At 42.6% G+C, this 16788-nt stretch carries 9 protein-coding genes, 2 tRNA genes and 4 rRNA genes; 5 read left to right on the plus strand and 10 right to left on the minus strand.

Translation table 11 applies throughout. The features are described from left to right. Positions 1-9: 9 nt before the first annotated feature. Positions 10-261 carry a ubiquinone biosynthesis accessory factor UbiK gene (gene ubiK, locus ACLKML_RS11795; RefSeq protein WP_317716443.1) on the plus strand — a complete coding sequence of 84 codons (252 nt, stop codon included), beginning with the start codon at positions 10-12 and terminating at the stop codon, positions 259-261. Positions 262-449: 188 nt separating this feature from the next. On the opposite strand, the gene ilvC is transcribed toward ubiK, so the two are convergent. Further along, entirely contained in the window at positions 450-1934 is a 1485-nt protein-coding gene (gene ilvC / locus ACLKML_RS11800; protein WP_317716442.1) for a ketol-acid reductoisomerase, read from the minus strand. Between the two features lie 139 nt (positions 1935-2073). Here ilvC and ilvY point away from each other — a divergent pair, with 139 nt between their 5' ends. Further along, on the plus strand, positions 2074-2964 hold the full coding sequence (ilvY, locus tag ACLKML_RS11805) for an HTH-type transcriptional activator IlvY (RefSeq protein ID WP_413285488.1): 891 nt from the start codon (positions 2074-2076) through the stop codon (positions 2962-2964). 58 nt (positions 2965-3022) lie between these two features. Here ilvY and rrf (ACLKML_RS11810) read toward each other — a convergent pair. The 9 genes from rrf (ACLKML_RS11810) to ACLKML_RS11850 all read right to left on the minus strand — a co-directional run bounded on the left by rrf (ACLKML_RS11810) (position 3023) and on the right by ACLKML_RS11850 (position 11811). Continuing rightward, positions 3023-3138: ribosomal RNA gene (gene rrf / locus ACLKML_RS11810) — 5S ribosomal RNA — on the minus strand. A gap of 8 nt (positions 3139-3146) precedes the next feature. Further along, positions 3147-3223 (minus strand) — tRNA-Thr (locus tag ACLKML_RS11815). A 142-nt stretch (positions 3224-3365) separates the two neighbouring features. Then, positions 3366-3481: ribosomal RNA gene (gene rrf / locus ACLKML_RS11820) — 5S ribosomal RNA — on the minus strand. Between the two features lie 140 nt (positions 3482-3621). Further along, a 23S ribosomal RNA gene (locus ACLKML_RS11825) occupies positions 3622-6511 on the minus strand. Positions 6512-6854: 343 nt separating this feature from the next. Further along, a tRNA-Glu gene (locus ACLKML_RS11830) sits at positions 6855-6930 on the minus strand. 90 nt (positions 6931-7020) lie between these two features. Then, positions 7021-8561, minus strand: a 16S ribosomal RNA gene (locus ACLKML_RS11835). Together the 16S, 23S and 5S rRNA genes with 2 tRNA genes alongside form the textbook arrangement of a ribosomal RNA operon. A gap of 584 nt (positions 8562-9145) precedes the next feature. After that, positions 9146-9673: a menaquinone-dependent protoporphyrinogen IX dehydrogenase gene (hemG, locus tag ACLKML_RS11840; protein WP_413285489.1), complete on the minus strand. Its 528-nt coding sequence runs from the start codon at positions 9671-9673 to the stop codon at positions 9146-9148. A 10-nt stretch (positions 9674-9683) separates the two neighbouring features. Beyond that, positions 9684-11141 (minus strand): TrkH family potassium uptake protein, encoded by a 1458-nt coding sequence (locus ACLKML_RS11845; protein WP_317718760.1) that lies wholly within the window; start codon positions 11139-11141, stop codon positions 9684-9686. Between the two features lie 31 nt (positions 11142-11172). Continuing rightward, positions 11173-11811, minus strand: coding sequence for a YigZ family protein (locus ACLKML_RS11850; RefSeq protein ID WP_413285490.1), 639 nt, complete (start codon positions 11809-11811; stop codon positions 11173-11175). A 229-nt stretch (positions 11812-12040) separates the two neighbouring features. Here ACLKML_RS11850 and fadB point away from each other — a divergent pair, with 229 nt between their 5' ends. The 3 genes from fadB to ACLKML_RS11865 all read left to right on the plus strand — a co-directional run bounded on the left by fadB (position 12041) and on the right by ACLKML_RS11865 (position 16731). After that, complete coding sequence (fadB, locus tag ACLKML_RS11855; protein WP_413285491.1) at positions 12041-14212, plus strand: fatty acid oxidation complex subunit alpha FadB; 2172 nt, start codon at positions 12041-12043, stop codon at positions 14210-14212. 25 nt (positions 14213-14237) lie between these two features. Next, positions 14238-15404: an acetyl-CoA C-acyltransferase FadA gene (gene fadA / locus ACLKML_RS11860; protein WP_317718763.1), complete on the plus strand. Its 1167-nt coding sequence runs from the start codon at positions 14238-14240 to the stop codon at positions 15402-15404. 346 nt (positions 15405-15750) lie between these two features. Next, positions 15751-16731 (plus strand): MDR family oxidoreductase, encoded by a 981-nt coding sequence (locus ACLKML_RS11865; protein ID WP_413285492.1) that lies wholly within the window; start codon positions 15751-15753, stop codon positions 16729-16731. The last annotated feature ends 57 nt before the right edge of the window (positions 16732-16788 follow it).

The following is a 16788-nucleotide window of genomic DNA, read 5'->3' on the forward strand; positions in this document are numbered from 1 at the left end:
TTATAACGTATGTTTGACCCAAAAAAATTAGAACAGATTGCAAAACAAATCCATGAATCAATGCCAACGCCAGTAAAAGAGCTTGGCGCAGATGTCGATCAGAAAGTAAAACAAGTTATTCAAGGTCAACTGAATAAGTTAGACGTGGTGAGTCGCGAAGAGTTTGATGTTCAAACTCAAGTATTATTAAGAACACGTCAAAAACTGACTGAAATGGAAGCTAAATTAACCGAACTTGAAACTAAGTTAACGGAAAAATAATCATAGGCATGACTGTTTAGATCAAGATTATTTCAGAAAAGAATGAATACAGAAGCAAGATGAAACATGTGTCTAATAAAATAAAACAACGATCAGATAAATATTAATATTCTTCCAAAAATAAAGGCTTGGAATTAAACCAAGCCTTTACTATATCTTTATCGTTTACAAGCTACTTGCTTATAACATTAACCGCCAACGGCGATACGCTTCATATCTGTCATATAACCACGTAGCTCTTCACCAATATACTCTACAGGGTGATTACGAATAGCTTCATTTACTTCAATCAACGTTGCGTTATCTACTTGATTAGACTCAATACCTAAACCTTTACCGATAACATCTGTTGATACTTTAGGCATGAATTTTTCACGTAAAAGCGGAGTCGCAACATTAGCGAATAGGTAGTTACCATATTCGGCTGTATCTGAAATAACAACGTTCATTTCATATAGACGCTTACGCGCAACAGTATTAGCAATCAATGGAAGTTCATGCAGAGATTCATAGTAAGCTGACTCGTCAATGATCCCAGATGATGTCATTGCTTCAAATGCAAGCTCAACACCCGCACGAACCATAGCGATCATCAAAATACCTTTATCAAAATACTCTTGTTCAGAAATTTCAACATCAGATTCAGGGTAGTTTTCAAAGGCAGTGTTGCCCGTTTCTTCGCGCCAACCTAGTAAGTTAACATCATCATTTGCCCAATCTGCCATCATAGTGCTTGAGAACTCACCAACAATGATGTCATCCATATGCTTATTGTAAAGAGGACGCATAAGTTCTTTAAGTTCTTCAGACAGTTCAAATGCTTTAACTTTAGCTGGATTAGACAGACGATCCATCATGTGAGTAATACCACCGAACTTAAGCGCTTCAGTGATAGTTTCCCAACCAAACTGAAGCAATTTACCCGCATAGCCTTCATCAATACCGTCTGCGATCATTTTTTCATAGCAAACGATAGAACCAGCTTGCAACATACCACACAGGATTGTTTGCTCACCCATAAGATCTGATTTAACTTCGGCAACAAAAGAAGACTCTAGGCAACCAGCACGGTGACCACCAGTACCTGCAGCCCAAGCTTTAGCGATATCCCAACCTTCACCTTTTGGATCATTCTCTGGGTGAACAGCAATAAGCGTAGGAACACCAAATCCGCGTTTGTATTCTTCACGAACTTCTGTACCAGGACACTTAGGAGCAACCATTACCACAGTTAAGTCTTTACGAATCTGCATGCCTTCTTCAACAATGTTGAATCCATGCGAATAACCTAAAGCTGCTCCTTCTTTCATTAACGGCATCACTGTTTCTACTACATTAGTGTGCTGTTTATCAGGTGTAAGGTTTACCACAAGGTCTGCTTGAGGAATAAGCGTCTCATAACTACCCACTTCAAAACCATTCTCACTAGCGTTTTTGAAAGACTGACGTTTTTCATCGATAGCAGCTTGACGTAGTGCATAAGCAACATTAAGACCGGAATCTCGCATGTTAAGCCCTTGGTTAAGGCCTTGAGCACCACAACCTACAATTACAATTTTCTTACCTTTTAGATAATCCGCTTCTGTCGCAAATTCTTCACGATCCATAAAACGACAACGACCTAATTGGTCTAATTGCTCACGTAGATTAAGTGTGTTGAAGTAGTTAGCCATTTAAGAGACTCCTTTAAAAACTGTTTGTTGGTCGACTGCATATGAGTCGAATGAACACATAGTAATGCAGGAATCTAATTGCTTAAAGTGATATATTCACAATTAGTAATTGCAATTAATGCAACGTAAAAGAGATTAAATGAATATTAAAAGCCTACAGGTGTTTATTCACCTATGTGACAGTAAAAGTTTTAATAAAACAGCCATTGCAATGCATGTCAGCCCATCAGCTTTAAGTCGACAAATCAAAAAGCTTGAAGACGAAATAGGCCAAAGCTTATTGATTCGCGATAATAGAAGTGTCGACCTAACCAATGCTGGCAGAAAACTACTCCCTATCGCCTTAAAAATAACGAGTGACTGGTATAGTTATAAAGCAGAATTATCAGATCAATCTCAACAGCTTGAAGGTGAAATTCATCTATTTTGCTCCGTAACGGCCAGTTATAGTCACTTACCAGAGCTCTTAAATGACTTTAGACTGATTTATCCTCAAATCGAATTAAAGCTATCAACAGGTGATCCTGCACAAGCAATTGATATCGTTCTCGATGGTAAAGCGGATATCGCGATATCTGCCAAACCAGAACATTTACCAACTCGATTAGCTTTTGAAAAAATTGGGAAAATTCCACTTTCTATTATTGCGCCAACCGGTGTTAGTACATTTTCTCAAGAATTATTAAAAGAACACCCAAATTGGGACTCAATTCCCTTTATATTGCCAGAAGCAGGTACCGCTAGAGAGCGTGCTAACTATTGGTTTAAGAAAAACAAAATCAGACCTAATATTTATGCCCAAGTTTCTGGTCATGAGGCTATTGTTAGTATGGTCGCATTAGGGTGTGGAATAGGCATAGCGCCAGATGTGGTGATTAATAACAGTCCAGTTAAAGATAAAATACAACGGTTAAAACTGGAAAGTGTTAAACCATTTGATTTAGGCATATGTTGCCATCGTTCAAAACTCAATGATCCTTTAATTAAAGCATTGTGGCAACTGGCTGAAAATAAATTTATTACTGCTTAAATATAAACCTTATAAACGCAAAAAGCCTTCCGTTTGGAAGGCTTTTTATTTAATAGTAACCTGGCAATGTCCTACTCTCACATGGGGAAACCCCACACTACCATCGGCGCTATTGCGTTTCACTTCTGAGTTCGGCATGGAATCAGGTGGGTCCACAATGCTATGGTTGCCAAGTAAAATTCTGGTGCTGATACCCAGACTCGAACTGGGGACCTCATCCTTACCAAGGATGCGCTCTACCGGGCTGAGCTATATCAGCGTTCTATATTTGGATATTTAAAAAATAATAGCCCGATCAAAGATCGGGCAATTTTATTCTTTTTAAATAAAGTCTTAATCAATACTGTGCTTTATTTATTTTTTGCCTTCATCTTCTCTAAAAAAGATAAAAGCGAATTAAAGCCTGGCGATGTCCTACTCTCACATGGGGAAACCCCACACTACCATCGGCGCTATTGCGTTTCACTTCTGAGTTCGGCATGGGTTCAGGTGGGTCCACAATGCTATGGTCGCCAAGCAAAATTTTAAAATTCGGAAAGCTAATTATAAAAGTCTCTACACATTCAATGTTCTCTATCTGAGTCCACGACCTACACGGATGTAGGAAGTGCAGTAAATTGTCTGGAACAATTTCTGCCAAAACCCCTTGGGTGTTGTATGGTTAAGCCTCACGGGCAATTAGTACAGGTTAGCTCAATGCCTCGCAGCACTTACACACCCTGCCTATCAACGTTCTAGTCTCGAACAACCCTTTAGGACACGTAAAGTGCCAGGGAAGACTCATCTCAGGGCTCGCTTCGCGCTTAGATGCTTTCAGCGCTTATCGATTCCGAACTTAGCTACCGGGCAATGCCATTGGCATGACAACCCGAACACCAGAGGTTCGTCCACTCCGGTCCTCTCGTACTAGGAGCAGCCCCCTTCAATCTTCCAACGCCCACGGCAGATAGGGACCGAACTGTCTCACGACGTTCTAAACCCAGCTCGCGTACCACTTTAAATGGCGAACAGCCATACCCTTGGGACCGACTTCAGCCCCAGGATGTGATGAGCCGACATCGAGGTGCCAAACACCGCCGTCGATATGAACTCTTGGGCGGTATCAGCCTGTTATCCCCGGAGTACCTTTTATCCGTTGAGCGATGGCCCTTCCATTCAGAACCACCGGATCACTATGACCTGCTTTCGCACCTGCTCGAATTGTCATTCTCGCAGTCAAGCGGGCTTATGCCATTGCACTAACCACACGATGTCCAACCGTGTTTAGCCCACCTTCGTGCTCCTCCGTTACTCTTTGGGAGGAGACCGCCCCAGTCAAACTACCCACCAGGCACTGTCCTCATCCCCGATTAGGGGACTAAGTTAGAACATCAAGCATACAAGGGTGGTATTTCAAGGTTGACTCCACTCCATCTAGCGACGAAGTTTCATAGTCTCCCACCTATCCTACACATGTAGGGTCAATGTTCAGTGCCAAGCTGTAGTAAAGGTTCACGGGGTCTTTCCGTCTAGCCGCGGGTACACTGCATCTTCACAGCGATTTCAATTTCACTGAGTCTCGGGTGGAGACAGCGTGGCCATCATTACGCCATTCGTGCAGGTCGGAACTTACCCGACAAGGAATTTCGCTACCTTAGGACCGTTATAGTTACGGCCGCCGTTTACCGGGGCTTCGATCAAGAGCTTCGTCCTAAGACTAACCCCATCAATTAACCTTCCGGCACCGGGCAGGCGTCACACCGTATACGTCATCTTACGATTTTGCACAGTGCTGTGTTTTTAATAAACAGTTGCAGCCACCTGGTATCTGCGACTCCCAATAGCTCCATCCGCTAGGGATTTCACCGTCAAGAGCGTACCTTCTCCCGAAGTTACGGTACCATTTTGCCTAGTTCCTTCACCCGAGTTCTCTCAAGCGCCTTGGTATTCTCTACCCGACCACCTGTGTCGGTTTGGGGTACGATTCCTTATAATCTGAAGCTTAGAGGCTTTTCCTGGAAGTATGGCATCAATGACTTCATCACCGTAGTGACTCGACATCGGGTCTCAGCCTAATAATTTCCCGGATTTACCTAAGAAATTAGCCTACACCCTTGAACCTGGACTACCATCGCCAGGCCCACCTAGCCTTCTCCGTCCCCCCATCGCAATTATAAGAAGTACGGGAATATTAACCCGTTTCCCATCGACTACGCTTTTCAGCCTCGCCTTAGGGGTCGACTTACCCTGCCCCGATTAACGTTGGACAGGAACCCTTGGTCTTCCGGCGTGGGGGTTTTTCACCCCCATTATCGTTACTCATGTCAGCATTCGCACTTCTGATACCTCCAGCAAACCTTACAGTTCACCTTCAACGGCTTACAGAACGCTCCCCTACCCAATGAAGTAAACTTCATTGCCGCAGCTTCGGTGTATAGCTTAGCCCCGTTACATCTTCCGCGCAGGCCGACTCGACCAGTGAGCTATTACGCTTTCTTTAAATGATGGCTGCTTCTAAGCCAACATCCTGGCTGTCTGAGCCTTCCCACATCGTTTCCCACTTAGCTATACTTTGGGACCTTAGCTGGCGGTCTGGGTTGTTTCCCTCTCCACGACGGACGTTAGCACCCGCCGTGTGTCTCCCGGATAGTACTTACTGGTATTCGGAGTTTGCAAAGGGTTGGTAAGTCGGGATGACCCCCTAGCCTTAACAGTGCTCTACCCCCAGTAGTATTCGTCCGAGGCGCTACCTAAATAGCTTTCGGGGAGAACCAGCTATCTCCAGGTTTGATTGGCCTTTCACCCCTAGCCACAAGTCATCCGCTAATTTTTCAACATTAGTCGGTTCGGTCCTCCAGTTGATGTTACTCAACCTTCAACCTGCCCATGGCTAGATCACCTGGTTTCGGGTCTATACCTAGCAACTCGACGCCCAGTTAAGACTCGGTTTCCCTACGGCTCCCCTATTCGGTTAACCTTGCTACTAAATATAAGTCGCTGACCCATTATACAAAAGGTACGCAGTCACACCAAAAAGGTGCTCCTACTGCTTGTACGTACACGGTTTCAGGTTCTATTTCACTCCCCTCACAGGGGTTCTTTTCGCCTTTCCCTCACGGTACTGGTTCACTATCGGTCAGTCAGTAGTATTTAGCCTTGGAGGATGGTCCCCCCATATTCAAACAGGATATCACGTGTCCCGCCTTACTCGTTTTCACTTAAAATGACGTGTCGGTTACGGGGCTATCACCCTGTATCGCGATACTTTCCAGAATCTTCACCTGCATCATTAAAAGCTTAAGGGCTAGTCCAATTTCGCTCGCCGCTACTTTCGGAATCTCGGTTGATTTCTACTCCTCCGGGTACTTAGATGTTTCAGTTCCCCGGGTTTGCCTTATTAACCTATGTATTCAGTTAATAATACTAGCTTATGCTAGTGGGTTTCCCCATTCAGAAATCCCAGACTCAAACGGTTATTACTACCTAATCTGGGCTTATCGCAAGTTATTACGTCTTTCATCGCCTCTGACTGCCAAGGCATCCACCGTGTACGCTTAGTCACTTAACCATACAACCCCAAGAGGTTTCTTTTTACTGTCACTTACGTGACGATAAATAAGCGTATGGCAAACAACCAAGGTGTTTATTGTTGTCTCATTATTTGAATGAGCGAGACAACGTTCGATTTTGCCGGACTCAAATATAAACAGCTTTCGCTGTTTCCAAGAACACTTGAATGTGTGTTGGTACCTATCACTCATAATGAGTCATAGGATTTGAGAACTTTTATTTGAATAACAACCAATCAAAGTTGTTATTCGTCAGCTTTCCAAATTGTTAAAGAGCAAAGATTTTCATTCTATTTAAAGAAAAAAACCATTTTTAAAAACACTTAAAAATATGTTTAAAAATGGTATCCCGTAGGGGAGTCGAACCCCTGTTACCGCCGTGAAAGGGCGGTGTCCTAGGCCTCTAGACGAACGGGACATAGGGTTGAAAGTATAAAACTTCCGACTCTCTTTACTTTCTAAACCTAATCAATCTGTGTGAACACTCATCAATCACAATCTTATCGTTTAAGGAGGTGATCCAGCCCCAGGTTCCCCTAGGGCTACCTTGTTACGACTTCACCCCAGTCATGAACCACAAAGTGGTAAGCGTCCCCCCGAAGGTTAAACTACCTACTTCTTTTGCAGCCCACTCCCATGGTGTGACGGGCGGTGTGTACAAGGCCCGGGAACGTATTCACCGTAGCATTCTGATCTACGATTACTAGCGATTCCGACTTCATGGAGTCGAGTTGCAGACTCCAATCCGGACTACGACGCACTTTTTGGGATTCGCACACTATTGCTAGTTAGCTGCCCTCTGTATGCGCCATTGTAGCACGTGTGTAGCCCTACTCGTAAGGGCCATGATGACTTGACGTCGTCCCCACCTTCCTCCGGTTTATCACCGGCAGTCTCCCCAAAGTTCCCGACATAACTCGCTGGCAATTAAGGATAAGGGTTGCGCTCGTTGCGGGACTTAACCCAACATTTCACAACACGAGCTGACGACAGCCATGCAGCACCTGTCTCTCAGTTCCCGAAGGCACAAGAAAATCTCTTTTCTCTTCTGAGGATGTCAAGAGTAGGTAAGGTTCTTCGCGTTGCATCGAATTAAACCACATGCTCCACCGCTTGTGCGGGCCCCCGTCAATTCATTTGAGTTTTAATCTTGCGACCGTACTCCCCAGGCGGTCTACTTAACGCGTTAGCTCCGAAAGCCACAGTTCAAGACCGCAACCTCCAAGTAGACATCGTTTACGGCGTGGACTACCAGGGTATCTAATCCTGTTTGCTCCCCACGCTTTCGCATCTGAGTGTCAGTATCTGTCCAGGGGGCCGCCTTCGCCACTGGTATTCCTTCAGATCTCTACGCATTTCACCGCTACACCTGAAATTCTACCCCCCTCTACAGTACTCTAGTTTGCCAGTTTCAAATGACCTTCCGGGGTTGAGCCCCGGGCTTTCACATCTGACTTAACAAACCACCTGCATGCGCTTTACGCCCAGTAATTCCGATTAACGCTCGCACCCTCCGTATTACCGCGGCTGCTGGCACGGAGTTAGCCGGTGCTTCTTCTGTCGCTAACGTCAAATGTTGCACGTATTAAGTACAACACCTTCCTCACGACTGAAAGTACTTTACAACCCGAAGGCCTTCTTCATACACGCGGCATGGCTGCATCAGGCTTTCGCCCATTGTGCAATATTCCCCACTGCTGCCTCCCGTAGGAGTCTGGACCGTGTCTCAGTTCCAGTGTGGCTGATCATCCTCTCAGACCAGCTAGAGATCGTCGCCTTGGTGAGCCATTACCCCACCAACTAGCTAATCTCACTTAGGCTTATCCAATCGCGGAAGGCCCGAAGGTCCCCTCCTTTCCCCCGTAGGGCGTATGCGGTATTAGCCATCGTTTCCAATGGTTATCCCCCTCAACTGGGCAAATTCCTAAGCATTACTCACCCGTCCGCCGCTCGACGCCAAATAGCAAGCTATTTTCGTTTCCGCTCGACTTGCATGTGTTAAGCCTGCCGCCAGCGTTCAATCTGAGCCATGATCAAACTCTTCAATTTAAGATTTTGATGTGTTTCTCTTTCATAAGAAAGAAAAACGGGTCTCAATGAATACTGACTTCAAATTGCCTTTACTTCTTGGTAGTAACCAAGCAGTAAATGGTATTTAAAGTTCCTATCATTCCAACAGAATGATAGATAAATAACTGTGCTTGATACTTAAGACACGTTAACTTAAAAAGCTAAAGTATCTGTCATCAAATTAGGTCACTGGTTCATTGATACCGTTGTGATTGTATATCCTAAGATACAAAATCGTGTCGATTATCATCAACAAGTGCCCACACAGATTGATATAGGTTTAAATTGTTAAAGAGCGTTGCTTCTTGGCTTTGCCTTGAAGCGGACGTGCATTCTAGCGATTTAAAGTGAAGAGTCAAATACTTTTTCAATTTAATTTCGAAAGGCTTTTTCAAGCAGCTCGTCTTACTGGTTTTAGCGGTAACCCTTGTGGGCTCTGCCGTGTCAGTGAGGCGCATTATAGAGAGCTGAATCACATTGGCAACCCCTTTTTGCACTTTTTGCTGATTTTTTTACTGTTCGAACAAAAATGCCGCAATAAGGGGTAAAAATGAGCTTTTTATTCACATATTATTAATACGACTTGCGAAATCACTTACTTTATTCCAGTTGGTATATTCAATTTCTTTAGTTGTGTCGGTTTCACCACCAGTAATTTTCATTATCAATTGAATCATAATGCGGTCAAAAAATTTATACTTAGGATATCGAAGTGCTCCAGCAAAAACACCTTGAAGCTTTGGCGTCCAAGGTGACTTTTTTAGAAAAGTGCGCATATAAACGCTCCCTTCAGGGGTATCTTTACCTTGTTCCTCTTTACGTGCAGTTAAATTGACACAAAAAAACGCAACCTTATTCCGGTTAAGGTCCTCTATATTCGCATCTATAAAATGATATAAGTTTTTACTCAAGTGGCCATATCGAATAGAAGCCCCTACAACTATTTTTTCATAAGAAGAAAAATCTACAGCGGCACTGTTATTCAGATCTTGTAACTCACAGTAATACTCTGGCAACTCACTTTGTATGTGTTTGCAGATTTTTACTGTCTGACCATCGGTTGTTGCATATAAAAAAAGTATTTTTTTCACAAATGGTTCCTCAACTACGCCAAAACGTAGGCGTAAATAATATCAATAGCGTGAATACCTCTAAGCGGCCGAATAACATAGACACCACTAAAACCCATTTAGCGTTATCATTTACATCAGCATAATGTAAAGCTACATCTCCCAGACCTGGGCCAAGGTTATTGAGTGTGGATGCAATGGCAGAAAATGCAGTTAATTCATCAATACCTGTCGCCATTAACGCAAGCATACAGATAATAAAAACTAACGTATAAGCAGAAAAGAATCCCCACACAGCATCCACTACACGTTGAGATAACGCACTATCACCTAACTTTATTGTGAATACCGCTCTTGGATGAACAAGACGTTTAATCTCTCTTGAACCTTGCAACGTCAACAATAAAACACGAATAACTTTCATTCCACCGCCGGTAGAGCCACCACAACCCCCTATGAAAGAAGAAAATAGCAGTAAAACTGGCAGAAATAGAGGCCATTCGGAAAAGCCTGTGGTAGTAAACCCAGCTGTCGTTGATATAGATACACTCTGAAACAATGCTTGATCAAATGCATCATATATTGACCCGTAAGATTGATGCATTAACAGTAACAGGAAACAAACTAAAAATAGTAAGCCTTGTATGGTAAAAAAAGCTCTAAACTCGGGGTCTTTAATATAATACTTAGGGTGAACACCTCCAGAAGCAAACGCGGCGAAGTGCAGTGAGAAATTACAACCAGAAATGAGCAAAAAAATCACAGTTATCATGTTAATTGCATGGCTATCAAAATAGCCCATACTTGCATCATGAGTAGAGAAACCACCTATTGCAACCGTTGAAAAGCTATGACAAATAGCATCGAAGACACTCATACCCGCTAGCCAGAATGCACCAGCACAGGTCACTGTTAAGCTAAGATATATGTACCAAAGCGCTTTAGCAGTTTCTGCTATTCTCGGCGTCATTTTATTATCTTTAACTGGGCCAGGTATCTCAGCCCTATATAGCTGCATACCACCAATCCCTAACACGGGTAAGATCGCAACGGCCAACACGATAATCCCCATTCCACCGAACCACTGAAGAAGCTGCCGATAAAATAAAATGGCTTTAGGTAAATGATCAAGACCTACAATCACTGTCGCACCAGTAGTTGTTAATGCAGAAAAGGATTCAAAAAATGCATCGGTAACAGAGATAGCAGGATCTTTAGATATCAAAAAGGGTAAAGCTCCAGCGCTACCGATAACGGTCCAAAATAGAACCACTATCAAAAAACCATCGCGAGCCTTTAAGTCTTTTTTATGTCTACGATTGGGAAACCAACAAAGCGTTCCACAAAGAAGCAGCACAAAAAACGTAGTAACAAATGGTACACCCGCACCATCACGATAGAGCAAAGCAACAAAGGCAGGCGCTAACATGGATATGCTAAATAAGGCTAATAATAAGCCGACTATGCGGATAATCGAACGAAATTGCATATATACATTATGAAGCGAGGCTTCGTGCTTCCTAGTTATCTATTAATTTGTCAGCAGAACCTTGAGAAACAAGAATTCTTGCACCACTTTTATTAATGACCATTTGAGTAAACACCGAGACTTGTCTTCGCTCTATCTCAATGGTCATTTCTATCCACTCTAGAAACTCGGTATGACAAGCCGTTGCTTCATATTGTGCGATTATACTTTTCACCAAAGGCATAAACTCATAGTCTAACCTTAGTTGCAAATGAACGGTGATTTTTCTCTCTATTGTTTGAAGTCGTTTAAGTGCTTGTTGTACTCCGCCGCCATACGCTTTTACCAGGCCACCTGTCCCGAGCTTTATTCCACCAGAATATCGAGTGACTACTGCCGTCATTTCACCAACTCCAGATCCGCTTAGCTGAGCAAGAATAGGTTTCCCTGCTGTGCCAGAGGGTTCCCCATCATCACTAAACCCCCACATCATAGAGTCTTCAGGCCTTCCTGCAACAAACGCCCAGCAATTATGCCTAGCGGTAGAATGTTGCCTTTTGACTAAATTAATAAAGGTTTTCGCTGCATCTACGCTAGGAGTATGAGCAAGATGCGTAATAAATCGGCTTTTTTTTATCTCTTCTTCAAACTCAACAGTTTCTGTCGGTATTAAGTAAGGTTGGTCATTCATATTAGCAGTTCTGACGTACTCATTTTATTAGTCTATCACGATAAAAACACACTAGGTACAAAACCCATGTCACAAATGTTAAACACTTGTTTGAATTTTGTTGATATTTTGATATTCCTCGTTCAAAATCAAAAAACTGGTCTAACCAGACAACAGAAAAATGAGCTAATAATAATTAAAAATGGAGTCTAGATAGCAATAACTTTTTGCTTTTTAATGGAGAAAGATAATGATTTACCAAGCCGATACCCTACAGGTAAAAGAACGAAATGATGGCATTGCTGAACTCAATTTTTGCGCACAGGCTTCGGTCAACAAACTTGACTTAGCCACACTAGAGTCTCTTGACCAAGCCCTTGATATATTAAAAAGCACCCCAAATTTGACTGGTCTTATTCTCAGTTCAGATAAAGATTCTTTTATTGTTGGAGCTGATATTACTGAATTTTTGGGCTTATTTTCCAAACCAACGGAACAACTTGATCAATGGCTTCAGTTTGCTAATGCCATCTTCAATAAACTAGAAGATTTGCCTGTACCGACTCTATCTATGATTAAAGGGTTTGCATTAGGTGGGGGGTGTGAGTGTGTACTTGCTACCGATTTTCGCATTGGTGACAAAACCACCAGTATTGGTTTACCAGAAACTCAACTAGGCATAATGCCAGGGTTCGGTGGTTCGGTACGTTTACCACGCTTAGTTGGTGCAGATACCGCAATGGAACTGATAACAACAGGCAAACCTCAACGAGCAAAGGATGCACTGAAAATTGGTTTACTTGATGCCATTGTTGACAGCGATAAGCTACTTGAATCAGCTATTCAAACCATCACTCAAGCCAAAGAACAAAAACTGGATTGGCAAACACGCCGCAAGCAAAAGACATCAGCATTAACCTTGAGTAAGCTAGAATCAATGATGAGTTTTACTACCGCTAAAGGCCTTGTCATACAAAAAGCGGGACCCCATTATCCTGCTCCAATTACCGCCGTTGTGGCAATAGAAGAAGCGGCAACTTACAATCGAAATTCTGCATTAGATGTTGAAAGAAAGCACTTCATTAAACTAGCACAATCAGAACAAGCCGCCTCATTAGTTGGTCTGTTTTTAAATGACCAACATATAAAAAGCATTGCTAAACAAGCAACTAAATTAGCGAATAAGAAAACCAAACGAGCTGCGGTTCTCGGTGCGGGGATAATGGGCGGCGGGATAGCCTATCAATCTGCATTGAAAGGGGTTCCGGTAATGATGAAAGATATTGCACAACGCTCCTTAGATCTAGGGATGAAGGAGGCATCAAAATTACTGAACAAACAATTGTCAAGAAATCGAATTGATGGTTTCAAAATGACGGGCATTCTTTCTTCTATTACCCCTAGCCTCCATTATGCAGGTATTGAAGATTCAGATATCGTCGTTGAAGCGGTAGTGGAAAACCCAAAAATCAAAGCTTTTGTGTTGAATGAAGTCGAACAACACGTCTCGGAGCAAAGCATCATTGCTTCAAATACCTCTACGATACCAATTAATCAATTGGCAAAATCTCTTCAGAGACCTGAAAACTTCTGTGGAATGCATTTTTTCAACCCGGTACATCGTATGCCTTTAGTCGAAGTTATTCGTGGTGAACATACGTCTGAACAAACCATTAATCGAGTGGTCGCTTATGCTGCACAAATGGGCAAATCCCCGATTGTGGTTAATGATTGCCCCGGCTTTTTTGTTAATCGCGTGTTATTTCCCTATTTCGGTGGATTTAGTGCGTTACTCAAAGACGGAGCGGATTTCATTCAAATAGACAAAATAATGGAAAACCAGTTTGGTTGGCCAATGGGCCCAGCTTATTTACTGGACGTGGTAGGTATTGATACCGCTCATCATGCTCAAGATGTTATGGCGGAAGGGTTTCCTCAACGCATGGCCAAACAAAGCAAAGATGCTATAAGTGCATTGTTCGAGGCAAATAAATATGGTCAAAAAAATGGTAGCGGTTTTTATTCCTACTCTATAGATAACAAAGGCAAGCCTAGAAAATCATTCTCAGCAGATGTACTCACTCTTCTACAACCCGTTTGTGCGAAAACACACTCGTTTGATGATGACGTTATTATTCAAAGAATGATGATTCCTATGATTAACGAGGTAGTACTTTGCTTACAAGAAGGCATCATTGCCTCACCACAAGAAGCCGATATGGCATTAGTTTACGGGCTCGGTTTTCCTCCGTTCCGTGGAGGGGTATTTCGTTATTTAGATAATTTTGGAATAAAAAATTATGTTGCAGTAGCGGCTCAATATAGCGCATTAGGCCCTCTTTACCAGGTACCTCAAATGCTACTAGATATGGCTGAAAACAATGACACCTTCTATCAAGCACAGCAAGTCAGTTCACTCTAATCACTTTTGGAAAAGGAATCTAATAATGAATAATGTTGTTATTGTTGATTGTCTTCGTACACCAATGGGCCGTTCCAAAGGTGGCGCTTTTCGTCATGTGAGAGCCGAAGATATGTCTGCTCACCTAATGAAAGGAATTCTTGCTCGTAACCCTTCTGTTGAGCCGAATCAAATAGAAGATATTTATTGGGGCTGTGTTCAACAAACCTTAGAACAAGGTTTTAATATTGCTCGCAATGCGGCTTTGCTTGCCAATCTTCCGAAACAAATTGGTGCTGTGACGGTAAATCGTTTATGTGGTTCATCCATGCAAGCACTTCATGATGCCTCGCGAGCCATTATGGTGGGCGATGCACAAATATGCTTAATTGGTGGTGTAGAACATATGGGACATGTACCGATGAGCCACGGTGTCGATTTTCATCCTGGTTTAGCAAAAAATGTAGCAAAAGCAGCAGGTATGATGGGTCTGACTGCCGAGATGCTAGCTAAATTACACGGTATAACTCGTCAACAACAGGATGAGTTTGCCGCTCGCTCACATGCTAGGGCGCACGCTGCTACTATCGAGGGGCGCTTTAAAAATGAAATTCTTGCAACAGAAGGTCACACCGATGACGGTTCATTGATTAAATTAGATTACGACGAAGTTATTCGTCCAGAAACAACCGAACAAGGTCTGTCTCAACTGCGACCAGTTTTTGACCCGGTTAACGGCACAGTAACCGCAGGTACATCATCAGCTTTATCTGATGGCGCATCAGCAATGTTAATTATGAGTGAAAATAAAGCCAAACAGCTCGGCTTACCGATTCGTGCTCGTATACGTTCGATGGCCGTTTCTGGCTGTGATCCTTCTATAATGGGTTATGGGCCCGTTCCTGCCACGCAAAAAGCGCTACAACGAGCTGGCCTCTCAGTACAAGATATGGATGTAATTGAACTCAATGAAGCTTTTGCCGCACAGTCACTCCCTTGCGTAAAAGATTTAGGTTTAGTAGAAGTGATGGATGAAAAAATCAACCTCAATGGTGGAGCTATCGCTCTTGGTCATCCATTAGGTTGTTCTGGTTCTCGAATTTCCACCACACTAATAAACCTTATGGAAGCGAAAGACGCTCAATTTGGCTTAGCCACAATGTGCATAGGGCTAGGGCAAGGAATAGCAACGATATTTGAAAGAGTTGATTAACCTATTATTAATAAACACGATTTATCATAATGGCTAAACCTTAGTTTATTAATATCGTGTTTATTAAATATTAGTTTAAAAAGACTTCTACAAAACAGAGCGATCTTCATTACTCTGTTTTATCACTGCCTTAACCTATTCATTTTCGTCTTACTACAAGAGTTGTAAAGCCATGCGATAGAACAAAGTACTAATTTGAGTAATCCTTTACCTTATAACATGCAAATTATGCATAATAAAAATGACAAACTTTCATTTTTTTCATTAGTTGGATAACGATACAATTCGTGCCATGATTTAATCGTTAAAATTTATGACTTTCTGCTAATTCCTTACGGAGATGACCATGTTCAATGCTTTAGTTCTAAACCAAGAAGAAAAACGCACGCTCGCAGCAATTGAGCAAATTGATGAAACGCAACTTCCAGAAGGAGAAGTGTTAGTTGCCGTTAATTATTCGTCACTCAACTACAAAGATGGTTTAGCCATTACAGGTAAAGGCAAGATCATCCGCAACTTCCCAATGGTTCCTGGCATTGATATGGCTGGTAAGGTGATCAGTTCCGACGATGCTCGCTATAAAGAAGGCGATGACGTTGTCCTTACTGGTTGGGGTGTTGGTGAGAACCATTGGGGTGGTATGGCAGAGAAAGCTAAATTGAAAGCAGATTGGCTAGTTCCTCTACCAAAAGGACTGGATAGCAAGCAAGCTATGATGGTTGGCACCGCCGGTTTTACTGCAATGCTTTGTGTTCAAGCTCTTCTTGATGCAGATGTAAAACCTACAGACGGTGAAGTACTAGTCACGGGTGCTAGTGGCGGCGTTGGTTCCTTAGCTGTTACGCTACTTGCTCAGTTAGGTTATAAAGTAGCAGCAGTAACGGGTCGAGTCGAAAAAAATGGCCCATTACTTGAACAATTAGGCGCTAGTCGAATTATTGATCGATCAGAATTTGAACAACCAGCTCGCCCACTAGAAAAACAGATTTGGGCAGGGGCAGTTGACACAGTAGGAAGTAAAATACTCGCCAAAGTACTCGCACAAATGGATTATAATAGTGCTGTCGCTGCATGTGGCTTAGCAGGAGGCTTTGACCTACCAACAACAGTAATGCCATTTATACTACGTAATGTGCGTCTGCAAGGTGTAGATTCTGTTTCATGTCCATTAGAAAAACGCATTGCAGCTTGGGAGAAACTATCTGAATTACTGCCAACCAGCTACTTTGAGCAAGCGTGTACTGAAATAGATTTAAATGAGGCTATCCAATACGCAGAAGATATTACTAATGGGCAAGTTACCGGACGTGTAGTCATTAAGTTATAAATACCAGTTAGTTGTGGATAAAATGTAACTCACGAATAACCATTGTCTACAAGAAAT

Source organism: Vibrio sp. MA40-2 (assembly GCF_047302445.1).
Taxonomy (GTDB): domain Bacteria; phylum Pseudomonadota; class Gammaproteobacteria; order Enterobacterales; family Vibrionaceae; genus Vibrio.